This window comes from Streptomyces olivaceus (assembly GCF_000721235.1).
Taxonomy (GTDB): Bacteria; Actinomycetota; Actinomycetes; order Streptomycetales; family Streptomycetaceae; genus Streptomyces; species Streptomyces olivaceus.
The window spans coordinates 14822-38396 of sequence record NZ_JOFH01000048.1 but is presented as its reverse complement, the minus strand read 5'-3'; the positions used below and the strand labels follow the sequence as shown (position 1 = coordinate 38396).

Below are 23575 nucleotides of genomic sequence, written 5' to 3'. Positions count from 1 at the left end.
CAGCTCGGGCAGATGCCCGACCGAGGCCCGCAGGTCCTCCCGCCACCCCGCCCGCAGCAGCAGAGCCAGGATCTCCACCCGCCGCCGGCCGCCGGTATCCACCTGGTACGCCAGGCGCAGCAGCTCCGTGGCCCGCCGCGCATGACCCTCCTTCAGCGCCTGCTTCGCCCCCTCCACCAGGTTCAGCACCGCCGACGGGTCGTCGAGACGGCCCGAGGCGACGAAGTGCTCCGCGATCGTCAACGAGTCCGCACCGCACGCCCTGAGCAGATCCACAGCACGCCGGCTCAACTCGGAACGGTCCGCAGCCGAGAAGGCGTTGAGCACGACATGGGCCATGACCGGGTGCCGCATCCGGCCGGCCTCCACCAGACCCGTGCGGGTCAGTACCTGCATGGCGACGGCGACCCGGTCCGACGGGACGCCGACCAGCCGGTCGAGATACGCGAACCCCGACGGCTCACCGACGACCGAGACCGCACCGGCAACCCGCAACGTCGCCGGATCACAGCGGGCCAGAACCAACTGCACCGCCCGCTCGAACTCCGGCCCGGTGCACAGCTCCGCCGGCGGACCATCGCCACCCGCGGCGGCCCGGCTGTCCTCCAGTAACCCATGCAGCAGAAGCAGATTCCCACCCGTAAGCCGGTGGGCCTGCGCGGCCAGCTCCGTCGAACCGGACTCGGAAAGTCGCCCGGCCATGAGCTGCGCGACGCCGCTGGACGACAGTGGGGCCAGCAGCAACCGCCGCAGATAGGACTGCTGGTAGAGCTCGGCGCACAGGAGGCGGGAGTTGTCCGGGGACATCTCGATGTCGTCGTCGCGCCAACCAAACACAACCAAAAGGCGAGCGCACCCGGCTCGGCGGAGCAGATAGATCAGCCAGTCCTGGGAGAACGCGTCGAGATACTGCGTGTCGTCGATGGCGATCACCACCGTGCTCTGCTCGGCCAACTCCAGAACAACGCAGTCTTACCGGTTCCGACAACCCCCTGAAGCACGACAACCCGCACGCCCCCAGCGGCGGACTCCGCAAAAGCTGCAGCCAACTCAGCGAGCTCGGACTCTCGCTCGATCATGCACGATCCCCTGTCTCTCATGGAGCTGTTCCTGCGTCGCGCGCACCGACATGCCACGCGGAACAAGGGTTTAGGAATAAGGAAATCGATGGGTTCAGACCGGACATCAATGCCACAGAATCGATGTTCGATCAGATCAAAAAGGCGCCTCTTCCGACATCAGACTGACGCGAGGTGTGTCCGCCCGAGCCGTCGCACCGCACCTCGTCGTACCCGTTGTCCTGGGCGTTCGGTAGTAGAGCTGGTAGCGACGAGCGGAATCGTGAGCATTGCGGCGCCTATGGCGAGGCAGGCGACGGTACGGTTCCGTAACGACTTTGCGCTCCGGACCCACCTCCACTACGCGCCGGAACCGCCTTCCGGTTCACCCAGTTTCTCGGCGCCATCGGGATCAGGACGCTCATCGTCGTCGCCGACGCCCTTCCGAGGACGTAGTTCATCGAGCCGAGTACAGAAGCTGTGGCAGGACGAGGAGGCCGGGCAGCGACAGTTGCGGGCAGGTGCAGAACCGTGAGCGGGATGTCGGCCAGCAGGCGGACGGCGGCCTTCTTGTCGATACCGGGGAGGCGACGCCGTTCTTGTCCGCGTCGGTCGGCCGCACTTGGAGGTGCGGCCAGTGTGTTACCGGGTGCGGGGGATCACTGTCGCTGCCAGCCCTTGAACGCGGCGAGCAGGTGCTGCCTGGCGTCGTCCGAGATGTGGTCCGGGGTCAGCTCCCCCGTCGTGGCGATCGTCTGGCGGTACTGGTCCAGGTAGCGCTCGCACCCGGAGCATTCCGCCAGGTGCTCGACGAAGCGCCGCTCCTGTTCCTGAGGCATGGCGCCGTCCAGGAAGTCGGTCACCAGCTCCACAAAGTCAACGCAGTCCACGTTCGCCTCCCCCTGCGTGGGCATCGTCGGGACTCGACGCATAGGCGTCCAGCCTACTGCGCAGCATCGCCCTGGCACGATGGAGGAGGACGCGTTGGTTGCCGGGCGATATCTCCAGCAGGGAACACACCTCCTGCGAGCCGTACCCTTCGACGTCCCGGAGGGTGAGTACCGCGCGCAGGCGGGGCGGAAGGTCGTCGAGCGCCTCGGCTATCAGCTCGCGTACCTCGCCGCGCAGCACGTGATCCTCGGGCAGGTGCCACGGGCGCGGTTCCTGACCGACGGCCCAGTGTCCGGCGTACCGCTCGCCGGGGGACCGGAAGCGGGAGGCGTCCACCGTCGCCTCGGCCTCCTCCGGCAGCAGGCTGGTGAAGGGAACCGTCCTGCTCTCCTTCGTACCGCGGGTCTTGGCGGTGCGGACCAGGATCCGGTACACCCAGGTCTTCAGGGACGAACGGCCCTCGAAGTCGCCGATGCCCTTGATGACCGCCAGCCAGGTGTCCTGGACGGCCTCCTCGGCCGATGCCTTGGTCGAGACGAAGGACGAGGCCAGCCGGAGCATGCCGCCCGACCAGGTGTCCAGGACCAGCGCGAACGCCTCCTCGTCACCGCTGCGCAGTCGCTGGACCAGGACCTCGTCCGGCGGCAGTTCGTGTGCGCCCGCCATTGACCTCTCCCTTGCCGACCGCAGATTGGGGGTGCCAGCCTAGGCCAGTCCGGTGAGGCGAACTGCACACCGAAGCGTCCGGTCACGGCACCGTAATGACCTGCGCCGGGCAGGCGCGGCTGACTGTAGCCAGAGCGTCAGTCCCGCCGCAACGCGCCGAAGGCGCCCAGTAGTTGGTTACGGGCCGCCGTGGCCAGGCGCTCTTCGGGCAGCTCACCCAGGATCGTGATCGTCTGCCGGAACTGGTCGAAACAGGTCTCGCAGTCGCCGCACGTCGTCAGATGCGTGAGGAAGCGAAGCTCGGTCGCTTCGTCCATTGCGCCGTCGAGGAAGGCGGTGACCGAGTCGACGAAATCACCACAGTTCATGGCACCTGCCTGATCTCCTCCGTGACCAACACGCCCCCTGGATACGCCCGTATACGGCGATACGCCCGTATACGGCCTTCGGAACGATGCCAGGACCATACATCCGGCCCGCATCGGGAACAGCCGTGGAGCAGGTGTTCCTGCCACCTGCTCCACGCCAGCACCGTGCGGCCTACGGCGTCAGCTGCTCTGCCGCAGCTCGGCCGCACCGAACGACACGCTGAAGCGCTCGCACCAGATCGTCACCGTGGAGAACCTGTCGAGGTCGGTGCCGGCCGGTATCGCGTAGTTCTGGTTGCCCTCGTTGCCCTTGAGATCACCGAGGTCGAGGTGGTCGCCGTCGTCGAGGTTGCCGCCGCCGTCCTGCTCGACCGGCTGGTCGCTGAGCCAGACGTGCAGCGCCGGGCCGTCGGAGGTACGCAGATCCGTCAGGCGCAGGTTGGCCTTTCCGTCCGTGAGCGGCTGGACTTCCACCGACCCGCTGGTCTCGTGTTCGTGGGAGACGAAGCTGCCGGTGGCCAACGGCTCGGTTGTCACCCGCCGCTGGTCGGTGGCGACGGGGGCGGCCTCGTCCACACGGTTCGACGTGAACAGCCGCCAGGGCTGGAAGAGGTAGAGCCCGACCGCCGCCAGGACGACGACGGCGGCGACGGTGGTCCAGAGGATCGGACGCTTGGTTCGGTCCATGAGTGTTTCCATCTCTGTGGGGTCTTCGCGCGGGAACGCCGTCCGGCGGGCGCGGGACACGGGAAGCGCCGGACGGCGGACGGTTCGCGTCTACCGCCCGGCGGGGCGCGGCTGTCCCTGGTCGGCAGTGGGGCGTGCCGCCCGCTCGCGGCGCAGCTCGTCGGCCTCGTCGCGGACGGCGTCAAGGCGGACTTCCAGCGTGCTCACGCGCTCGCGGTAGCGCTCCAGTTCGGCCCGGACGAACTCGGCGTCAGCCACCTGGCGGGCCGTCTCCTCGCGGATCGCGGTGGTCTCCTCGGTGAACTTCTCCTGGGCGGCGTCGAGCGCGGCCACGGCCATGTCGCCGGCCTCCTCGGCGAGGGCGGCCCGTCCTTCGGCGGCCAGGATGCGCTGCGCGCAGGCGCGGGTGACCGTCTCGATCCGTGCCTCGGCGGCCGCGGAATCCGTGATGACTGCCAGCTCTTCGATGTAGCCCGGAAGTTCGGTGACAAGCTGCTCGATGAGTGCGACGAGCGCATCACGCGACTGAGCGGCGCGGTCGCCCTCGGCCGTCGTCATGGCCATCAGCGCGGCCATCTCACCGTCCACGTCCTGCTCGGACGCCGTGTCCTGCGCGGCCACCGGGTCCTGCTCGGACGCCGGGGGCGCCGTTTCCGTACCGGATGTCGTGCCGGTGGCGGACGTCTCCGCGGAGGCGGCGGGCCAGGGCTGCTGTTCCACGGCCGGCGCCTGGCCTTCCTTGGCTGCCTTTTTCGCGGCCTTCTTGGCCTCGGTCGCGACGCGCTTGTCCTCCTTGCGCTGCTGCCGCTTGGCACGGATCTTGCGGAACGCGCCGAGCGAGTTGTGCTCGGGGTCCGGACAGAAGTGGGGCGCCGGCCCCTGCGCGCCGGGGGCGGGCGCCTCGGCGGGCATCTCGCAGCCCGGGTAGGCGCAGGTGGGAACGGTTTCCACGGATCCGACAGTCATGTCTGGCCTCTTGTCAGTGAGTTGTGTGTACGGGAATGGAGCGGCACTCGGGGTTCAGCGGTACTCGGGGTTCTCGAAGTCGAACCGGCATCCGGCGTCCCACTGCGAGCGCTGGTTGCCGTGGGCCGGAACACCGCCGGCGTCCTTGAGCAGCCGGGCCATGTGCAGCAGGTTCCAGGTCATGAACGTGGTGTTCCTGTTGGTGAAGTCGTTGGCGGGACCGCTGGAGCCGGGGTCGAGGTAGGACGGGCCGGGTCCGGCCTCGCCGATCCAGCCCGCGTCCGCCTGCGGCGGGATCGCGTACCCCAGGTGCTGCAGGCTGTAGAGGACGTTCATGGCGCAGTGCTTGGCGCCGTCCTCGTTGCCGGTGATCAGGCAGCCGCCGACCCGCCCGTAGTAGGCGTACTGGCCGACGTCGTTGAGCAGGCCCGAACAGGCGTAGAGCCGCTCGATGACCATCTTGGCGACGGAACTGTTGTCCCCCAGCCAGATCGGCCCGCCGATGACGAGGATGTCGGCGGCCATCACCTGCTGGTAGAGGGCGGGCCACGCGTCGCGCTCCCAGCCGTGCTCGGTCATGTCCGGCCACACACCGGTGGCGATCTCGTGATCGACCGGCCGCACGTGCTCCACCTGGACGCCCTGCTTCTCCATGATGCGAGAACTCAGGTCGATCAGGCCCTGGGTGTGGCTCAGTTCGGGACTCTTCTTCAGCGTGCAGTTGAGGTACAGCGCACGCAGGTCGTCATAACGCATACCCCCTCAGTGCGGCCCGGGCGCCGAACGTTACAAGCGGCTCGGGAATCGGGCGGATTTTTCTTCGGCGGTGGGCGCGGCCACGGGCCGGGGCGCCGTTCGACGGCGACGCACGGCGAGCTACGGTCCGCACGGCGACAGCCGAGCGCCGCGGGGATCGGACGGGAGGGGGCACACGGTGCGGCGACCGGTCACCGCACCGTGCACGGCCGGGCCGTGGTGGCCGCCAGGTGCGCCGCCGCGACGAGGTTGGGGCGCTCCTGCTCGCACCATCGCAAGGCCTGGTCCCGCGTAGTGAACGTCAGGGGATGGCAGGAAGGGGGTGGTGGCTCGAGAGGGGTCCGGCATCCGCGTTCGGCGAGGTCGGGGCAGGCCGCATCGGCGGTGTGCAGGTACCAGCACAGAAGCCGCTCCACGGCGCGTTCCCGTTCCTGCCGCGGTTCCTCCGTGAGGACACGTTCGGCGGCGTGGACCCGCAGCAGTTCGTGCACGGTGTGGCGGCCCGGCGACTGCTCTACGAGCAGGTGGGAGCGGACGAGTTCGGTGAGCAGCGTGCGGGTCTCACGCAGCGGGAGCCCCGCGAGGGCGGCCGCGGCGTGGACGGAGATGTCCGGGCCGGGGACCAGACCGAGCAGGTGGAACAGCCGGGCGGCGGGCCGGGACACGTGGTCGTAGGAGGAGGAGAAGACGGCGCGCAGGTCCGTGGCGGGATCGCATACGGTGAAGGCGTCGAGGCTGCCCCGGCTGTCGCTCAGCTCCCTGGCGACGGCGCCGAGCGGATGCCCGGGGCGGGTCGCGGCACGAGCGGCGACCAGCGCGAGGGCCAGCGGCAGTCGGCCGCAGCGCGTGATGATCTCGTCGGTCGCCCGCGGTTCCGCCGTCGGCGGCCCGGCGCCCAGGCGCCGGGTCAGGAAGGCGTGTGCCTCAGCAGGTGTCAGGGGGTTCACTGCCACCGGACGGGCCCCCGCGCCGGCCACCAGGCCGAAGAGCTGGGTACGGCTGGTGACGACGACCAGGCATCCCGGTGAGCCGGGCAGCAGGGGGCGGACCTGTTCGCTGTTGCGGGCGTTGTCGAGCAGGATGAGCATCCGGCGATCCGCGAGCAGGGTGCGGTAGAGCGCGATCCGGGCGTCCGGGGAGTCGGGAACGCTTCGGGCGGGGACCCCGAGGGCTTCCAGGAAGACACGGACCACCTCCGCCGGTGACATGGCGGCGGCGGCCGGGTCGAACCCGCGCAAGTCGAGGAAGAGCTGTCCGTCGGGGTAGCGGTGGGCGACCCGGTGGGCCCAGTGCACCGCCAGGGTGGTCTTGCCCACGCCTGCCATGCCGCTGAAGGCAGCGATCACGACCGCAGCGGTCTTCCCTCCGCTCGTCAACATCGCGTCGGCCTGGGCGAGTTCCGTCTCGCGCCCGGTGAACGTGGCGAGGTCGGCGGGGAGTTGCGCCGGCCGTACGCCGGTCACGGGCGGCAAGGACGCTTCTTGGACGTCGTCCTTCCCAGGAGGTCCGGCCGGGACCAGGGCGGGGTCGGCCGCCAACATGCGGTCATGCAGGTCCCTGAGTGACGTGCCGGGTTCGATGCCCAGCTCGGCCACCAGGGTGCTTCGCATGCCGCGGTAGGCCGCCAGCGCCTCGGCCTGCCGCCCCGAGCGGTACAGCGCCAGCATGAGGAGCCGGCACAGCCGCTCCCTCAGGGGGTGCTTGCTCAGGAGTGCGGTGAGTGCGGCGATCGACTCACCGTGGCGCCCCAGCTCGACCTCCGCGTCGAGAGAGGCCTCCAGGACGCTCAGTCGTACCTCGGCCAGCCGGGAGCGTTCGTCCTGGGCCAGGGGCCCCGGGAGGCCGGCCAGCGGCGTCCCCTCCCATACGTCGAGCGCGGTGTGCAGCAGCTCCGAGGCGGCGGACAGCCGGCCCTCGCCCCGCAGCTTCCGCGCCTTGGCGACCCGCTGCTCGAACAGGTCCAGGTCCACCGCGCGTCCGGGGACGCGGATACGGTATCCGTCCGCGGCCGTGACGATCACCTTCGGCGGCTCACCGGCCGCACGCACGGGTTCCAGGACCTTGCGCAGCCGGGACGCGTACGTGCGCAGCATGGACACAGCCGCACGCGGCGGGCGGTCGCCCCACACGGCGTCGATCAGCTCGGCGGCCGTGGCGGGACGTCCGCGGCGCAGCAGCAACGCCGCCAGCACGGCCTGTTGCTGCGGCGGCCCCAGATCCAGCTCGCGTTCACCGCGCCACGCCCTGACCGGCCCCAGCAGCGCGAAACACAGGCCCTCCTCGTCGGGTGCCCGCGCGGAACCGTCAGGGGCGTCCCCCGGCGTGTTCGCCGGGCCTTCGGCAGAAACCGGGCCATCGGCCGCGGAACCCGGCCGGGTCAAGGTCTTCGCAAGGCGGGCGCGGGCACGTCCGCGCCGGTTCGCGGTACGCACCCCCGGCGATGCCCTGCCCGGCACGTCGTCCGTTCCGGGCAGGTGGCCGACGGGCGGCAGCACGAGCAGGTCGTCGTAGTCCATGCCTCTCAGTGCGGCTCGCACGCCGAACGTTACAAACGGCCCGGGACCGGGCGTCCGCGACCACCCTGCCGTCAGAGCTGCCGACGCGGTACGCCAAGCCCCCAACCGGTGGCGTCATAGTCCCTCACGGCTGCCGTCCCCCGCGGGCCGGCCACAGGCGTCGCCCCGCCGCCACGGCCGCGCCCGCCACGACGGCCGCCGCGACGACGGCCAGCCCCATCGGGTAGTCGAGCGGCAGCACGGACGGGTTCGCCGGCCGGCCGGGGCGCAGGAGCGCGGGCAGCGCCACCAGCGTGACCGTCCCCAGCGTCAGCAGGGCGGCCCGCCACACGCCGCGCAGCCGTCCCCGGGTCAGCAGCAGTCCGGCGGCCAGCACCAGCGGCACCAGCACCCCGTCGTGCAGCACCACCGCGCCGGCGGCCCACACCACGAGCTGTGTGACGGTGCCCGTACGGGTCTCGGTGAGCAGGTGGGCGACGCCGAACGCCGCCGCGGCGACGCCCAGGGCCCCCAGCAGCAGACGGGAGAGAGTCATCGAGATCGGGCTCATCCGGGGATCACTTCCAGTCGGGTGACCCACTTGGTCTGCAGGACACCAGGGCGGTTGGGGGCGATGATGCGGGCGGGATAGCCGTGGTCGGGCGAGAGGACCTCGCCGTTGAGCCGCAGCGCGAGCAGGGTCAGGTCGTCGCGGGTGTAGGTGCGGTCCATCTCGGTGACGCGGTAACCGCCGCGGGTCTGCAGCGACACGACGCGCAGCCGCGCTCCGTCGGGCAGTCCGGCCCGCTCCAGCAGGTCCTTGATCCGCACCCCTTCCCAGTGGGCCGACTTCGACCAGCCCTCCACGCAGGCGATGGGCAGCGTCGCCTTGTGCTGCGGCAGAGCCCGCAACTGGTCGAGCGTGAGTTCGTAGCCCTGGGGGCCACCGACGCTCAGTCGCCAGGACCGCACCGCCTTCAGGTCGACGCCCGCGGCACTCGCCGTCCGGTTGACGGGCAGCCCCTGTTCGCCGTTGTCGGGGTGGCGCGGGGCCAGCAGGTTCAGTTTGGCCAGCGGGGTCACCGACTGGCCCGCCGTCACGACGGTCACGGTGCCCACCGCCACGCCTAGGCCGACCAGGAGTGACCGGCGGTCGGCCCGGACGAGCTGTTCGTCGTCGGCTCCGGTCGCCGCGCCCTGCGGTGCGGCGCCCTGTGGTGCGGCGGCCTTCGGTGCGGCGCCCTGTCGGGGCCGGCGCCAATGGGCCGCTATCTGGGGTGCCTTGACGCCCAGGTGCACCAGGAGCGACCCGATGATCACCCAGCCCAGGGCGTAGTGCACCGACCGGAAGGAGAAGGGCCAGGGGTACCACTGCACCGTGTTCAGCAGGCCCATGAACAGTTCGAGGATGGTCGCGGCGACCAGTACCGCGATCGACAGGCGCTCCAGGGCGTGTCCGACACCGCGCACGGGAGGCCACTCGAACAACCGTGGATACACCGTCCACAGCTTCACGAGCAGGAGCGGAACAGCCGCGATCCCACTGATCACATGGAGCCCCTGCGTGATGCGGTACCCCGACACGGGTCGGGCGGGCAGATGCCCGATCAGCCACCCCGGCGGCTCCTGCAGCAGGTGGCTCACGAGCCCGGTGAGGAAGCAGATCGCCACGGCGATCCCGAGCAGCCGCCCGACGATGGTGGCGGTGCGGACGTCGTGCAGACGCCCGGAGAAGGAGGGGGGTCGGATACGCGATTGCATGGTCTCATCCCAGTTCAGCGGCAGGGGGAATCACAGGTTTCACGGCCTTACGAATGCCTGACGGCGCCGTGCCCGGACGCGTGCGCCGCGCGGGCGCTCAGGCACATGGGACATCTCTAGGCGACCAGGACGGGGACGAGCAGGGCCACGCAGGCGACCAGGCTCCACAGCGCGGGTGCCGCGCTCAGCGTCTGTTCCCGGCGCGCGGTCGCGCGGGCCGCGGCCGCCTGGCTGCGGGTGAGGTGCCAGGGGGACACTCGCGCCTCCAGCCGCTGGTACACCAGGCCGAGGACGGCGCCGTAGGCGAGGTGGCCGACGAGCGAGGGGAAGGACTCGGCCAGCGCGGCGGCGCTCCACCGGGGCCCGGCGCCGAGCAGCACGGGAAGCAGCGTCAGGTTGCCCAGAATCCACCAGAGGAGGCCGTAGGACACTCCCCAGCCGATCCCCGAGGCCGCGTCGAAGCTGCGGCGGCGGAAGAAGAGCGCGTAGGTGACGCCGACGACCTGTGAGATCAGCAGGTGGAGGACGAGGCCCACGGCCGCCGAGCCCGAGCCGACGAGGGACGCGACGGTCGGCAGGAACCCCACGGTGACCATGACGCCGGTGAACAGCACCCCACCGGCCAGCCCGGCCGCGACCCCGTGCCAGAGGGAGATCACCCGCCCCCGGCGGCCAGCCGCCGCTCCAGGGCGTCGCGTACGTCGTCGGAGAACACCGCCCGCGACAGACCGCCCAGCCAGCAGATCAGCAGGGCCATGACGGCACCGAGCAGTACGTACGCGGGCAGCTCCGCCACGGCGGTACGCACCGCGGCCGCCGACCATGCCAGTCCGCGGCCGTCGAGCAGCGGCGAGAGGGTCGCGGCCGCGAGCACCCACCACACGAACCCGAAGGCGGCGCCCCGGATCAGGGCGGGGCCGCTGCCCTCGCGGGGATCGCCGAAGACGACCGCGTACGAGGCCCCGGCCAGCACGCCGACGACCGGTCCGCTCCAGCCGAGGCCGAGCAGCGGCGAGGCGAGCAGCCCGGCCAGCGACGCGCGCACCAGCAACCCCGGCCCGGGCCGCCGCTGTTCGCGCGCGAGCAGGGCGAGGGCGGCGGCCGTGGCGGCCCCGTAGGCCAGGTGGCCGAGCAGGCTAGGGACGAGGTCCCGAGCAGCGGCCACGTTCCAGGCCACGGGCTCGCCCAGCAGGATCGGCAGCAGCGTCAGCGGTCCGAGGAACCACCACAGGACGCCGTACGCCAACCCCCAGAACAGCAGCTCTTGTTGGCGTGCGACCAGTACGCCGAAGACACCTCCGAGGATCGCCGCGATCAGCAGGTGGACGGCGAGGCCCACGGCGGGCGAGTCGGTTCTGACGATCCCCGCGACGGTGGGCAGGAACCCGATCCGCGCCATGACCGTGCCGAAGACCAGCCCTCCCACGAGGCCGGCGAGTGCTCCGAATCCCGCGTCACGCATGGCGTTCGTCCTTGGTCGAGAGGGCGATGTCCCTGGGGAAGACCAGGTCGAGGGTCCAGTCGGCGAGCACGCGCAGTCTCTTCTCCGCGCCGGGCAGCTTGCTCAGGTAGACGGAGCGCCACAGGATCCAGGCAAGGAAGCCGGAGACGCGCCGGCCGCCGACCTCACCGGCTGCCGTGCGGTGTCCCAACGACACGAGCACACCGAGCCCGCCGTAGCGGAAGGGGGCGGGGCGGCGTCCGGCCAGGACGGCGGCGATGTTCCTGGCCGCCGTCCTGCCCTCACGGATCGCGTGCTGGGCGGTCGGCGGGTAGGTCCCGCCCGCCGGGTCGGGGATTCGCGCGCAGTCGCCCAGCGCCCACACGCCGGGGATGCCGGGGACCTGGAGGGTGGGCTCCACGGTGAGGGACGGCGTCATGACCTGCCGCGCCAGCGGGTGGGGCCGGTTGCCGGCCGTCCAGGCCAGGGTGCGGGTGGCGAGGGTCTCGCCGGAGTCGAGGGTGACGTCCTCGGCGGTGGCCTTGCTGACGCGTGCGCCGAGCCGGAACTCGACCCCGCGGCCGTCGAGTTTGCGCTGCGCGTAGCGGCCGAGCGCCGGCGACAGCTCCTGCAGCAGCCGGTCGCCCGCGTGCACGATCACGAACCTGGGCCGCAGCCCGTGCAGCCTCGGATAGAAGTGGAGCACGTCGTGTACGAGGTCGAAGAGTTCGGCGACCAGTTCCGTCCCGGCGAACCCGCCACCCGCCACCACGAACGTCAGCAGCCTGGCCTGCTCGGCGGGGTCCGGCTCCAGGTCGGCGCTCTCCAGCGCGCCCAGCACGTGGTCGCGCAGCCGGGTGGCGTCCTCGACGGACTTCAGGGGGAAGGCGTGCTCGCCGACGCCGGGGAGGTCGAAGAAGTGCGGCACCGCGCCGACGGCGAGGACCAGTTGGTCGTACGGTACGCGCAGCGGACGCTCCCGGCCGGCCAGGACGTGCACGGTGCGGGTGTGCGTGTCGATGGAGGTGGCCCGCCCGTGCAGGAAGGAGGCGTGGTCGAGTCCGGCGCGCACGGGAGCGGTCACGTGTCTGCCCTCCACCGTGCTGGAGGCGACGCCGACCAGCAGCGGGGTGAACAGCTGGGAGTTCGAGTCGCTGATCAGCGTCACGTGGGCGTCGAGGCCGCTGCCGACCAGTCGGTCGAGTTCGCGCGCGGCCCCCACTCCCCCGAACCCGCCACCGACGACCACGACATGGGGCTTGGCCGGCCGCGGGGCCGGCCGGGGCGGGCGCCAGAGCGCGAGGGCGTGGCAGATGAGCCCGGCGGTCGCGCCGAACAGCACGGCGGCGACGAGTCCGGGGAAGCCCGACACGGCCTCCTCGATCGTCCAGGACGGCCGGTGCCCCTCCCACACGGGGCGGAGGCTGAGGGTCCAGACCACCCAGTCGAGCAGACCGGTCAGCAGGCCGACGGAGAAGGCCGAGCCGAAGCTCTGCCCCCGGCCACCGACGAGGAGCCCCAACACGGCTCCCAGCGCCACCGCGTGCACGGCCCACTCGGTCCACGGTGGCTCGGCCACGACCGCCACGATCGCACCCGGGAGCAGTCCGGCGAGGACGCCGAACAGGAGTCTTCTGAGCAGAAGCATGTGTGTCTCCGGTAACCGCACGAGTCCTGCCGGAGGAAGGAAGAAGGAGGGAGGAGGGCAGGACCGTGCGAGATCTGAGGGCTCCGACGCCCGTTGTCAGGCGTTCAGTGCGAGCACACCCGCCGAGCGTTACAGCATTCACTCAGCCGCGAAGGGAGCAGGAGCATGACGCGTCCGGAGACAGCGGGTGCGGAACGGCCTTCGGGGGGCGAGACTTCGCTTTCGGGCTCATCGGGGCACGGATCGCCGTCGAGGGCCCTCGCCCTGCCTATGCCGGGCCGGGGTCTTCGAGCATGTTCACGGCCTGGCGGGCGAGCAGGCGCTCCGCGTCGTCATAGCTCCAGCCGCAGTCGACGACCAGCGATCGCCAGGCCGACAGCCCGAAGCAGAACCACAGGCGGTCCGCCGTGCCGTCCACGTCGAGATGGGGAGCCACCACGCCGATGGCGACCAGGTGCTGCGCGACTTCGCGCAGCGCTTGGCGGTACTGCGCGACGACGTACTCCCAGACCTGGCGCGCCTTGTCGTCGCTGGCCATGGAGGAGTCGAGCAGGTCTATGGATGCGGCGAAGCGTTCGGTGTTGTCGCGGATTCCGTGCGCCAGGCAGGTGATCGCGGAGGCGAGGTCTTTGCTGCGGAGTACCTCGTCGTGCAGCCCGGTGGTCTTCGAGTCCGCCACGTCCACGGCCAGGAGGGCGTGCAGGAGTTGCGTCTTGGTGCCCACGCTCGCGTAGAGCGTCTTGGTCGCGACACCCGCCGAGCGAGCGATCTGCCCCATGGTCACCTGCGCATAGCCATGCGTGGTGAAGAGGTCGCGCGCGGTCTCCAGGATGTCCTGTCGGGTCTGAGCCGCGCTCTGCTCACGCCGTGCTGAGCGGTACCTCCGAGTCCGTTCGGGCATGTCGGCAGCCTATCGGACACCAGAGTGGATAACTTCATTGCAGAGCATGTAACTTGAAATGGAGACCGGACGGGCAACCGAAGTCTCTTCCCCTCGTACCCGCCGGAGCGGTTCAGGGTCTCGGGGCCTGCCCGGAAGACCGTGCACTCCTACGCGAAGGTTCCGCACACATGACCATGCAAGCCGAGTCCGACTCGCAAGCCATCGTGGAAACGCGGCTCGCCCATGAGACACACAGACTGGCTACCGGACTGCTCGTCGACGCCGCCGGCCGATCCACCGTGCCGCGTCAAGCACTCGCGCAGCTACGGGACTTCACCGTGGCGAACCTGCGTCACCACCACGAGACCGAAGACGCATGGCTGTGGCCGCTCATCGTGGCGGCGGCGCCGGACACGAAGCGCTCACTCGACGAACTCAGCGAAGAACACGACCAGTTGGACAGCGCGCTCGACCGCCTCGCCTCCGTCGACCTGACCCGCACGGAAGACCCCGGCGGAGACCCTGGCGGCGAGAGCACGAGCAGCGACAGCCGGCACGCCCTGCGCGAGGCGGCCGTCGCGGTGCGCGACAGCGTGCGTGACCATCTGGCCCACGAGGAACCGATACTGCTCCCCGCTCTGCGGCACGTCACGTCCGCGCAGTGGGAGGAGTTCGCCCAGCGAGTCATCGCCGAGACGCCCCCGGTGGCCGGACATCTGATGATCGGATTCCTCGATGAAGCCGGCACACCGGCCGAGGTGGAGTCGATGCTCGCGAACATGCCGCCCCCGGTGAAGTCGGTGCTGCCCGCCCTGCGCAGCCAAGCCGCCGCCGACCTGCGAGTCCTGCGGGGCGACGGCTCGTGACACCCACTCGGCTCCCGTGGCCGGACACGGCTTACGAGGCGTTCAAGGGCGACCTGACCGTCGCCGCCGCCTACCTCACCCCGGCCGGAGGCGCGGTGGTCACCAGCGTCTCACCGGTGGGGCTCGCGGACCGGGCGGCCAACGAGGTCAGCTTCACCACCTCGCTGGGCTTCCCGAAGAAACTGGAACGCATCCTGCGCAACCCGCGCGTCTGTCTCGCCTACCACACCCGCGAGCACGGGTTCGCCGCCCACAGCCACTACGTCCTCGCCCAGGGCCGGGCAGAGGTGGACCTTCAGCCCTCGGCGCAGCGACTGGCGGGGCTGATGGACGCCTCCGAGCCGTTCCTCGGACGGACCAGGCGCGGAGGCGTATGGGACTGGCTGCTGCGCGAGTACCACCAGAACCGGGTCTTCGTCGACGTCCACCCGGATCGCATCGCCGTCTGGCCCGATCTCTCGGCAAGTGGAGAGGCAACCGTGACGGGCGCCTCCTGGCCGCGGCATCCCGCCGAGCAGGAACCGTCGAAGAATGGCACGGCCCCGCGGACGCCCGTCGCGAAACTCGCCCGGCAGATCGCCGCCCTTCCGCATCGCCTGCTGGCTTATCAGGGTGCTGACGGCCACCCCGTCATCCTTCCGGTGACGGTCACCGGACACGACGAGACCGGTCTGCGCCTCGCCGCACCGTCCGGGCTGCTGCCACCGGGCGGACGCCGGGCGGGGTTCCTCGCCCACAGTTTCCAACCGCAGTGCGTCGGTGTGAGCATGCGCACCGTCACCGGCTGGCTGACCGTCGAGGACGGACGGGCCCTCTACGCCCCGCACACATCGACGGGCATGACAGCGCCGCCGAACAGGATGGTCACGACCGTTGCCAACGGCCTGCTGGCCAAACACGGCCTGCGCCGCGCCCAGCGCGACGGCACAACCGCGCGCCTGCGCGAACTCGCCGCCCGCGACCGGGCGCAAGGATCCGAGAGCCGGTCGGAAGGCAGGTGAGAACCCGAACCGCTCCGGCCAGGGGAATCTCGAGGCGACCTCGACAGCCGTTTGCTGCGGCACCGGGACAGCGGCAGACGAGTCGGGCTGTACGCCGGGTTCTGTTCCGGAGGTCCTCGCGGGCCTTCCGGCGACGGCCATCCATCTAGGACCGGCGTTGCCACCGGTCTCCAGCGGTCTACCCGCGGACTCGGGCGGGCAGCCCTCGAACGTCCGCGCAGAGCGCTTTTCACGGCGCCCCTCTTGACCTTGCTCCGGGTGGGGTTTACCTAGCTGCCCAGGTCGCCCTGGGCACTGGTGGTCTCTTACACCACCGTTTCACCCTTACCCGGGACCGGAGTCCCGGGCGGTCTGTTTTCTGTGGCACTGTCCCGCGGGTCACCCCGGGTGGCCGTTAGCCATCACCCTGCCCTGTGGAGCCCGGACGTTCCTCGGGAAGCCCCCTGAAGGGACTCCACGCGGCCGCCCGCCCGGCTCGTCTGCCGTGTCGACCATGGTACCGGGCCCGCGGACGCCGTCCGGACCGGCTCAGAGGAAGTCGGCGGTGTCCAGGCCGAAGGAGAAGGGGGCGGGGAGGGCGAGCGACTTGCCCAGGGGGCGGGTGCGGTGCTTGACCCTGTCGCAACGTCAACGTTTCTACTGGGGTCATGCGGATCGGAGAACTCGCCGGTGCCGTCGGCGTCACCACGCGGACCGTGCGGCACTACCACCATCAGGGGCTGCTGCCCGAACCCGAGCGGCTGGCCAACGGATACCGCGCGTACACCCTGCGGCACGTCGTCGTGCTGGCCAGGATCAGGCGGCTGACGGAGCTGGGGCTCGGCCTTGCCGAGGTGCGGGACGTGCTGGCGGACGAGGCCGGGAAGGACCTGGCCGAGGTGCTGGAGGAGCTGGACGCGGATCTCGCGCGGCAGGAGGCGGCGATCCGGGAGCGCCGGGAGCGGTTGCGGGCGCTCCTTGAGGCGGAGGGCGGGCTGCCTCCCGAGGGGCCGGTCTCGCCGGAGCTGGCCGAGTTGTTCGCCGGGATGGGGGACGTCTCCGGCTCCCCCATGGCCGTACGGGACCGGGAGATGCTCGCGATGCTGGAGAACACCGTGGCGCCGGAGGCCCGGGCCGGTCTGCTGGCCGCGTTGCGCGGCGCTCTCGGCGCCCCGGGTGCGGTGGCGCGGGCACATCGGGCGTATGCCCTGCTGGACGAGCTGGCCGGCGCCGGGGCCGACGACCCGCGGGTGGCCGGGGCGGCGCAGGCGCTCGCCGACTGCCTGCCCGTGGAGCTGCTGCCCGCCGAGGACATCGACCTCGACGCCGACCACGGGGTGCTGCGCGCCATGTACGCCGACTTCGCACCGGGGCAGGCGGAGGCGATCCGGCGGGCCATGGGGATCGTGGCCCGGCAGAGGAAAGGAGGGGGCAGTGGACAAGGAGGGGACGGTGGATAGGGAGAGGGCAGTGGACAGGGGTGCGGAAGGGCGGGGGTCCGTGGTCTCCGTGCCGTCTCGTCTCGTGCGGCACGAGGCGCGGTTGCTGGTCAGCCTGTGGCTCTGGGCCGCCCGGCGGGTCGACGGGGTGCCGGCCGGTGCCGCCGGGTTCGGGTACGCGCGGGGGCAGGGCGCGATGATGTTCGGGCTCGCGTTCGTGTGCGTGGTCGAGTCGGTGGGGATGGCCGTGCTGCTGCGGGACTGGCCGGCCGTTCACCACGTGGTGCTGGTGCTGGACGTGTACACGGTCGTCTTCGTCGTCGGGCTGCACGCCGCCTCCGTGGTCCGCCCGCACGTCCTGGATCCGGCAGCCGGCGTCCTGCGGATCCGCCGGGCCGTCCACGTCGACGTGCGGATACCGCTGGAGCGGATCAGGTCGGTACGGCGTGAGATGCGCGCGACGCACGAGGCGGTGGACGGTGAGCTGAATCTCGCCGTGGGGGCGCAGACCTCCGTCACCGTCGAGCTCACCGAGCCTGTCACGTACCTCACCTTCTTCGGGCGCCGGCGCCAGGTGCGGGTGGTGCGCTGTCACGCCGACGACGCCGGTGGTCTCGTACGGGCGGTCGAGCGGGCACGGGAGGGGCGCGGGCACGCCGTACCCTGACCTGGGGCCGAGATGGGGCCGAGAGCCGAGATGTTCGCCGTGAACACGCACCAGCAGCAAGGAGTACGCGTGCTTGTCCTGTTGCCGCCGTCCGAGGGGAAGGCCTCGTCCGGCCGGGGTGCCCCGCTGAAGCCGGAGTCGCTCTCCCTTCCGGGGCTGGCCCCCGCCCGGGAGGCCGTCCTCGACGAGCTGGTCGAGCTGTGCGCCGGTGACGCGGAGAAGGCGCGCGAGGTGCTCGGACTGAGCGAGGGACTGCGCGGCGAGGTCGCCAAGAACGTGGAGCTGCGGACGGCGGGCGCGCGGCCGGCCGGCGAGATCTACACGGGCGTGCTGTACGACGCCCTGGACCTCGCCTCGCTCGACCCGGCCGCCCGGAAGCGGGCCGCCCCGGAGCTGCTGGTGTTCTCGGGGTTGTGGGGTGCCGTGCGGGTGACCGACCGGATTCCGTCCTACCGGTGTTCCATGGGCGTGAAGCTGCCGGGGCTCGGGGCGCTGGGCGCGTACTGGCGGGCGCCGATGGCCGAGGTGCTGCCTCGGGCGGCCGGTACGGGGCTGGTGCTCGACCTGCGTTCGGCGGCGTACGCGGCGGCCTGGAAGCCGAAGGGCGAGGTCGCCTCGCGGACGGCGACGGTGCGCGTGCTGCACGCGCCGACCCGGAAGGTGGTCAGCCACTTCAACAAGGCGACCAAGGGCCGGATCGTGCGGAGCCTGCTGTCGTCCGGGAGCGCGCCCGAGGGTCCGGCGGAGCTGCTGGAGGCGCTGCGGGACCTGGGGTACGAGGTGGAGGCGCAGGCGCCCGAGAGGGCGGGGAAGCCCTGGTCGCTGGATGTGCTGGTGGCGGAGGTGCACTGAGGGGAGACGGGCGGGGGACAGGTGTTGCACGGAGCGCAACGGGCGTTGCGGTATCTGCCTTTCCTCGGCACGATGAGGGCATGAGTACTCCGCCGTCCTCCTCCCCCGCCGCCTCGGTACTGGATCTCGCGCCCGTCGTTCCGGTCGTCGTCGTCGACGAACTGGCCGACGCCGTGCCGCTGGCCCGGGCGCTCGTCGCCGGCGGGCTGCCCGCGATCGAGGTGACGCTGCGGACGCCGGTGGCGCTCGACGCGATCCGCGCCATCGCCGGCGAGGTGCCGGGCGCGGTGGTCGGCGCGGGCACGGTGATCACGGCGGAGCAGGTCGGGGAGGTCGTCGCGGCCGGGGCCCGGTTCCTGGTCAGCCCGGGCTGGACGGACGGGCTGGTGGACGCGATGCGGGCGTCCGGGGTGCCGTTCCTGCCGGGGGTGTCGACCACGTCGGAGGTCGTGGCGCTGCTGGAGCGCGGTGTGCGGGAGATGAAGTTCTTCCCGGCCGAGGCCGCGGGCGGCACCGCCTATCTCAAGGCGCTCGCCGCGCCCCTGCCGCAGGCGCGCTTCTGCCCGACCGGCGGGATCGGCCCGGCCTCGGCGCCGGAGTATCTGGCGCTGCCCAACGTCGGCTGCGTCGGGGGCAGTTGGATGCTCCCGAAGGATGCGGTGGCCGGGCGGGACTGGGGGCGCGTCGAGGCGCTGGCGCGCGAGGCGGCCGCGCTCAGCGCAGGTGGGACGTCTCGTTGAACAGGCGGACGCTGGCGCCGCCGTCCGCGTAGTACGCCACCGCCGACAGCGAGGCGGCCGACAGTTCCATGCGGAACAGCGACTCGGGCGGGGCGCCCAGCGCGAGTCGCAGGAACGTCTTGATCGGCGTCACGTGGGAGACCAGCAGCACCGTGCGGCCCGCGTGGGCCGCGACGAGCCTGTCGCGGGTGGCGGCGATCCGGGCACCGGTCGCCGCGAAACTCTCGCCGCCGCCGGTCGGTTCCGCGTCCGGGGAGGCCAGCCAGGCGTCCAGGTCGTCGGGGTACCGCTCGCGCACCTCGCCGAAGGTCAGCCCCTCCCAGGCGCCGAAGTCGGTCTCCCGCAGGCCCTCGTCGACCGCCACCTCCAGGCCGAGGCGGGCGGCGACGATGCCGGCGGTCTCGCGGGTACGGGCCAGCGGTGAGGCGACGATCGCCTCGACCGTGCCGCGGCGGGCGAGGCTCGCGGCGACCTTCTCGGCCTGCTCCCGGCCGACGGGCGACAGGGACGGATCGCTGCCGCCGCTTCCGGAGAACCGCTTCTGCGGGGTCAGCGGCGTCTCCCCGTGCCGCAGGAGGACGAAGGTGGCGGGGGCACCCATGTCGGGCGGTCCCCAGCCGGGCGAGGCCACGGTCTGCGCGGCCCGCACGTCGGCGTCGGAGGCGGTGGGGGCCGCGCCGGTCGCGGTGTCCAGGTCCGCCGTCGAGTCCGACGGCGACCACTGCTCCCCGCGCGCGCCCGCGTCCATCGCCTCGTTGGCCAGGCGGTCGGCGTGCTTGTTCTCCGCGCGGGGGATCCACTCGTACGTCACACGGCCGGGCGGGAAGACGCGCGCCGCCTCGGTCGCCAGCGGCTTCATGTCGGGGTGCTTGATCTTCCAGCGGCCCGACATCTGCTCCACGACGAGCTTGGAGTCCATCCGGACGTGCACGCCGGCGTCCGGGTCCAGTTCCCGCGCGGCGCGCAGACCGGCCAGCAGGCCCCGGTACTCGGCCACGTTGTTGGTGACGACCCCGAGGTACTCGGCGGCCTCCACCAGCGTCTCCCCCGTGGCCGCGTCCAGCACGACCGCGCCGTAGCCCGCGGGCCCCGGGTTGCCCCGCGACCCGCCGTCGGCCTCGACGACGTACTCCCGTGCCCGGCCTCGCGCGCCGTCCACCGGACCGGCCTACAGCCCGGAGTCGGCCGTACGCACCAGGATGCGGCGGCAGTTCTCGCAGCGTACGACCGTGTCGGGCGCCGCCGAGCGGATCTCGCTCAGCTCGGTGATCGCCAGCTCCTGGCGGCAGCCCTGGCAGCTGCGCTGGTACAGCTTGGCCGCGCCGACGCCGCCCTGCTGCTGCCGCAGCTTGTCGTAGAGCTTCAGCAGGTCGTCGGGGACGGAGCCCGCGACGACCTCGCGCTCCTTGGTCACCGAGGCCGCCTCGCCGTCCAGTTCCTCGACGGCCGCGTCCCGGCGAGCGGTGGCGTCGTCGACCTTGCCCTGGACCGCGCCGACCCGCTCGGTCAGCTCGGCGACCCGCTCCTGCGCGGACTCGCGGCGCTCCATCACCTCCAGGACGACGTCCTCCAGGTCGCCCTGGCGCTTGGCGAGGGAGGCGATCTCGCGCTGGAGGTTCTCCAGGTCCTTCGGGGAGGTGACGGCGCCGGAGTCCAGGCGCTGCTGGTCGCGGCCGGCGCGCTGGCGCACCTGGTCCACGTCCTGCTCGGCCTTGGTCTGCTCGCGGGCGCAGTCGCTCTCCTCGGTCTGCGCGGCCACGAGCAGGTCGCGCAGCTGGGTGTGGTCCTTGGTCAGCGACTCGATCTCGGCGTGCTCGGGCAGCGACCGGCGCCGGTGCGCGAGCTGCTGGAGACGGACGTCGAGGCCCTGGACGTCGAGGAGTCGGATCTGGTCGGCGGGCTCGGCTTTCAGTTGGGGGCTCCCAAGGTGTCGGAGGTCGGGGCGGACGCCGCGTGGGCGGTCCAGGGGTCGGTGACCGTCTTGGAGACGTGGACCCTGAGGTCCCAGCCGTTGCGGTCGGAGATCTCGTCGAGCTGGGCGGCGGCCAGCTCACACCAGGGCCACTCGGTGGCCCAGTGCGCCGCGTCGAGCAGCGCGAGGGGGCTGCGGGCGCGGGCCGCGGTGAACTCCGACACCGGGTGGTGGCGGAGGTCCGCGGTGAGGAAGGCGTCGACGCCGGCCGCCCGTACGTGGTCGAAGAGGCCGTCGCCGGAACCGCCGCTGACGGCGACCGTGCGGACGGTCGCCTCCGGGTCGCCGGCGACGCGGATGCCCTGCGCCGTGGCGGGCAACCGCTCGGCGGCGCGGGCGGCGAACTCGCGGACGGTCAGGGGGTGCGGCAGTTCGCACACCCGGCCCAGGCCGCGGCGGCCCCCGGGATCGGCCGGGTCCGGCACCAGGGGCCGTACGACGGTCAGGTCGAGGGCGCCGGCCAGCGCGTCGGAGACGCCCGGGTCGGCGGTGTCGGCGTTGGTGTGGGCGACGTGCAGGGCGACGTCGTTCTTGATCAGCGTGTGCACCACGCGGCCCTTGAAGGTGGAGGCCGCGACCGTGGTCGTCCCGCGCAGGTACAGCGGATGGTGGGTGACGAGCAGGTCCGCGCCCAGCTTCACCGCCTCGTCGGCGATCTCCTGCACGGGGTCGACGGCGAACAGGACCCGGGAGACCTCCTGGTCGGGCTCGCCCACGACGGTCCCGACCGCGTCCCAGGACTCGGCCCGCTCGGCGGGCCACAGGTTCTCCAGCGCGGCGATGACTTCTGACAGACGGGGCACGCGTGCAAGGCTACCTGGCCGTTCTCCGCCGCTGTACCGGTCATGGGCCCCCGGCCACCCGTACCCGTACGCACCTGGTTCCGGACCCCTTCACTCCTCTCGTCCCGTACCCGTACGCACCTGGTTCCGGACCCCGTCGCTCCTGCCGTCCCGTGACCGGACGTCGGCTCGCCGTGGTCGGTCCGGTGCAGCACACGGCCCGCCCTCACCTCAGGCGAATCGTTCCTGTGCCACACGTACGTGTGATGCGGGCCGCTGCCGCTCCCCGCCCGCGCGTGCGAAAACTAGCTTCGTCGCCGGAGGTGACCGAACGATGACGGTCTGTGCGATCGAGCCTTCGGCGGGCCCCGGGAACGGCGGGGCCCCCCGGGCGGGCTGCAGCATCACCGCGGGGGGCGCCTATGCCGCGCGCCTCACCCTGGGCGGGGAGAGCGGAGACGCCTGGTACCCGGAGCGCTGGACCCTGGACGGCCCCGAGCCCTACGCGGTGCCGCTGCCCGGCAACCAGCCCGAGGAGCCCGGCACCGAGGTGCAGCCGATGGGCGACGGGCGGGTCCTGGTCCACCGCGTCGCGGCCGGCCGGCACCACTTCTCGCTGCTGTACCCGACCGGTCCGGGCACCGGTGAGCAGCCGCTCGGCGCGGTCGAGTGCCCGGCGGACGCCACCGGGCTGCGGCTGCTGCCGCCGGTCCCGGGCGGTGAGCGGGCGTACGCCCTCGCCGCCGGCCCGCGCGCGACGGTGCTGTGGCAGGTCGCGGGCGGCGCCTTCGGACCCGAGCGGGTGGCCGAGGTCGCGGGCCGCTGCTCCGGCGGCGCCTGGCTGGACCGCGCGGGCCGGATGCTGGCCCTGGACCGGGAGACCGGCGGGCGCGTCAAGGCCGTCGTGGTGGACCTGGAGCGGGAGGGCGAGGTGTCGCCGCTGCTCCAGATCGCCGCCGACAGCGACGACCGGATACTGCTGGCCGACCCCGACAGCGGGCTGGTGCTGGTCCGCTCGGACGCCCCCTCGCCGGGGCGGGAGCGGATCGGCTGGGGCGTCCTGGGCAGCACGCTGCCGGTGCGTTTCCCCGAGTGCCTTGTGATGCCGGACCGCACGGTGACGCCGTTCGCGATCCAACCGGGGCAGGCACTGACGCCGGAGCGCTGTGCGGTGGCGCTGCGCGTGGACGGCGCGTTGGGCAGCTGGGTCGCGGTGTGGCGGCCGGCCGAGCGCGACGTGCGTCATCTCCCGGCGCCCGAGGGGTGGTTGGCGGGCGCCGGGTCGTGGACGGCGGACGGGGAGCTGCGGCTGCCCTGCTCCACTCCGCAACTGCCGTGCGGTGTAGCGCGGTTGACCGCCCCCGAAGCGGACGACGGGGGCGCGGAGGACGTGGACGACGCGGGGGATGTGAGAGACGTGGGGGATGTGGGTGTTGTAGGGAATGCGGGGGATGCGGAGCACCCGGCCCCCGGCGGGGCCGGGCACCCGGAGGAAACCGGCGAAAACGGCGTCACGGACACCTCGGTGGCCACTCCCCGGCGTCCCGTGCCGCTGCAGGAGGCCCCGTTGGCGCGGCTTGTAACGAACTAGTGCCGGTTGGCGTGGTCGCCTGGATCCGGGCCGTGGTGCGCCGGTTAGACTCGCCCGGCTGTAGGA

General features: G+C 72.0%; 23 protein-coding genes, 1 other RNA gene and 1 pseudogene. 7 read left to right on the top strand and 18 right to left on the bottom strand.

Features of this window, described 5'->3' with window-relative positions:
* The 14 genes and pseudogenes from IG94_RS0134420 to IG94_RS0134355 all read right to left on the bottom strand — a co-directional run.
* Positions 1-954 (bottom strand): annotated as a pseudogene (locus IG94_RS0134420) (helix-turn-helix transcriptional regulator); the annotation flags it as partial.
* A 763-nt stretch (positions 955-1717) separates the two neighbouring features.
* Complete coding sequence (locus tag IG94_RS0134415) at positions 1718-1948, bottom strand: anti-sigma factor family protein (RefSeq protein ID WP_031046709.1); 231 nt, start codon at positions 1946-1948, stop codon at positions 1718-1720.
* The gene (locus tag IG94_RS0134410) at positions 1935-2615 is read right to left on the bottom strand and encodes an RNA polymerase sigma factor (protein WP_051159619.1); all 681 of its coding nucleotides are present in this window, start codon (positions 2613-2615) and stop codon (positions 1935-1937) included. The genes IG94_RS0134415 and IG94_RS0134410 overlap by 14 nt, the downstream gene beginning before the upstream one ends.
* A gap of 137 nt (positions 2616-2752) precedes the next feature.
* The gene (locus IG94_RS0134405) at positions 2753-2983 is read right to left on the bottom strand and encodes an anti-sigma factor family protein (protein WP_031046704.1); all 231 of its coding nucleotides are present in this window, start codon (positions 2981-2983) and stop codon (positions 2753-2755) included.
* Positions 2984-3163: 180 nt separating this feature from the next.
* The gene (locus tag IG94_RS0134400) at positions 3164-3670 is read right to left on the bottom strand and encodes a DM13 domain-containing protein (RefSeq protein WP_031046701.1); all 507 of its coding nucleotides are present in this window, start codon (positions 3668-3670) and stop codon (positions 3164-3166) included.
* A 90-nt stretch (positions 3671-3760) separates the two neighbouring features.
* On the bottom strand, positions 3761-4636 hold the full coding sequence (locus tag IG94_RS0134395) for a hypothetical protein (protein ID WP_157852376.1): 876 nt from the start codon (positions 4634-4636) through the stop codon (positions 3761-3763).
* 54 nt (positions 4637-4690) lie between these two features.
* Positions 4691-5392: a flavodoxin family protein gene (locus IG94_RS0134390; protein WP_031046697.1), complete on the bottom strand. Its 702-nt coding sequence runs from the start codon at positions 5390-5392 to the stop codon at positions 4691-4693.
* Positions 5393-5583: 191 nt separating this feature from the next.
* Entirely contained in the window at positions 5584-7908 is a 2325-nt protein-coding gene (locus tag IG94_RS0134385; RefSeq protein ID WP_052411003.1) for an AfsR/SARP family transcriptional regulator, read from the bottom strand.
* A gap of 124 nt (positions 7909-8032) precedes the next feature.
* Positions 8033-8443: a hypothetical protein gene (locus tag IG94_RS0134380; RefSeq protein ID WP_031046692.1), complete on the bottom strand. Its 411-nt coding sequence runs from the start codon at positions 8441-8443 to the stop codon at positions 8033-8035.
* Positions 8444-8454: 11 nt separating this feature from the next.
* Positions 8455-9648, bottom strand: a complete 1194-nt coding sequence (locus tag IG94_RS0134375; protein ID WP_031046690.1) for a molybdopterin-dependent oxidoreductase — start codon at positions 9646-9648, stop codon at positions 8455-8457.
* A 116-nt stretch (positions 9649-9764) separates the two neighbouring features.
* Positions 9765-10307, bottom strand: coding sequence for a hypothetical protein (locus IG94_RS0134370; protein WP_063763429.1), 543 nt, complete (start codon positions 10305-10307; stop codon positions 9765-9767).
* On the bottom strand, positions 10304-11110 hold the full coding sequence (locus tag IG94_RS39830; protein ID WP_052411002.1) for a hypothetical protein: 807 nt from the start codon (positions 11108-11110) through the stop codon (positions 10304-10306). Before IG94_RS39830 ends, IG94_RS0134370 begins: the two co-directional genes overlap by 4 nt.
* On the bottom strand, positions 11103-12737 hold the full coding sequence (locus IG94_RS0134360; RefSeq protein WP_078892537.1) for an NAD(P)/FAD-dependent oxidoreductase: 1635 nt from the start codon (positions 12735-12737) through the stop codon (positions 11103-11105). Before IG94_RS0134360 ends, IG94_RS39830 begins: the two co-directional genes overlap by 8 nt.
* 268 nt (positions 12738-13005) lie before the next feature.
* The gene (locus tag IG94_RS0134355; protein WP_031046683.1) at positions 13006-13638 is read right to left on the bottom strand and encodes a TetR/AcrR family transcriptional regulator; all 633 of its coding nucleotides are present in this window, start codon (positions 13636-13638) and stop codon (positions 13006-13008) included.
* A gap of 170 nt (positions 13639-13808) precedes the next feature.
* On the opposite strand from IG94_RS0134355, the gene IG94_RS0134350 reads away from it, so the two are divergent.
* The gene (locus IG94_RS0134350) at positions 13809-14486 is read left to right on the top strand and encodes a hemerythrin domain-containing protein (protein WP_031046680.1); all 678 of its coding nucleotides are present in this window, start codon (positions 13809-13811) and stop codon (positions 14484-14486) included.
* The gene (locus IG94_RS0134345; RefSeq protein ID WP_052411000.1) at positions 14483-15487 is read left to right on the top strand and encodes a pyridoxamine 5'-phosphate oxidase family protein; all 1005 of its coding nucleotides are present in this window, start codon (positions 14483-14485) and stop codon (positions 15485-15487) included. The genes IG94_RS0134350 and IG94_RS0134345 overlap by 4 nt, the downstream gene beginning before the upstream one ends.
* A 74-nt stretch (positions 15488-15561) precedes the next feature.
* Here IG94_RS0134345 and rnpB read toward each other — a convergent pair.
* An RNA gene (rnpB, locus tag IG94_RS39835) (RNase P RNA component class A) lies at positions 15562-15965 on the bottom strand.
* A 169-nt stretch (positions 15966-16134) separates the two neighbouring features.
* Here rnpB and IG94_RS0134340 point away from each other — a divergent pair.
* The 4 genes from IG94_RS0134340 to eda all read left to right on the top strand — a co-directional run bounded on the left by IG94_RS0134340 (position 16135) and on the right by eda (position 19164).
* A complete protein-coding gene (locus tag IG94_RS0134340) occupies positions 16135-16926 on the top strand; it encodes a MerR family transcriptional regulator (RefSeq protein WP_052410999.1) in 792 nt (263 codons plus the stop codon).
* 49 nt (positions 16927-16975) lie between these two features.
* Positions 16976-17572, top strand: coding sequence for a hypothetical protein (locus tag IG94_RS0134335; RefSeq protein WP_372458739.1), 597 nt, complete (start codon positions 16976-16978; stop codon positions 17570-17572).
* A gap of 69 nt (positions 17573-17641) precedes the next feature.
* Positions 17642-18424 (top strand): peroxide stress protein YaaA, encoded by a 783-nt coding sequence (yaaA, locus tag IG94_RS0134330; protein ID WP_031046667.1) that lies wholly within the window; start codon positions 17642-17644, stop codon positions 18422-18424.
* An 80-nt stretch (positions 18425-18504) separates the two neighbouring features.
* A complete protein-coding gene (gene eda / locus IG94_RS0134325) occupies positions 18505-19164 on the top strand; it encodes a bifunctional 4-hydroxy-2-oxoglutarate aldolase/2-dehydro-3-deoxy-phosphogluconate aldolase (protein WP_031046664.1) in 660 nt (219 codons plus the stop codon).
* Here eda and IG94_RS0134320 read toward each other — a convergent pair.
* From IG94_RS0134320 to IG94_RS0134310, 3 genes are read right to left on the bottom strand one after another with little or no spacing between them, the layout of a single operon-like run.
* Positions 19139-20323, bottom strand: coding sequence for a bifunctional RNase H/acid phosphatase (locus IG94_RS0134320; RefSeq protein ID WP_031046662.1), 1185 nt, complete (start codon positions 20321-20323; stop codon positions 19139-19141). The two genes, eda and IG94_RS0134320, sit on opposite strands and share 26 nt — an antisense overlap.
* A 9-nt stretch (positions 20324-20332) precedes the next feature.
* A complete protein-coding gene (locus IG94_RS0134315; RefSeq protein ID WP_078892536.1) occupies positions 20333-21076 on the bottom strand; it encodes a zinc ribbon domain-containing protein in 744 nt (247 codons plus the stop codon).
* On the bottom strand, positions 21073-21939 hold the full coding sequence (locus tag IG94_RS0134310; protein ID WP_031046655.1) for a Nif3-like dinuclear metal center hexameric protein: 867 nt from the start codon (positions 21937-21939) through the stop codon (positions 21073-21075). Before IG94_RS0134310 ends, IG94_RS0134315 begins: the two co-directional genes overlap by 4 nt.
* A 313-nt stretch (positions 21940-22252) precedes the next feature.
* Here IG94_RS0134310 and IG94_RS0134305 point away from each other — a divergent pair, with 313 nt between their 5' ends.
* On the top strand, positions 22253-23509 hold the full coding sequence (locus IG94_RS0134305; protein WP_031046652.1) for a hypothetical protein: 1257 nt from the start codon (positions 22253-22255) through the stop codon (positions 23507-23509).
* The last annotated feature ends 66 nt before the right edge of the window (positions 23510-23575 follow it).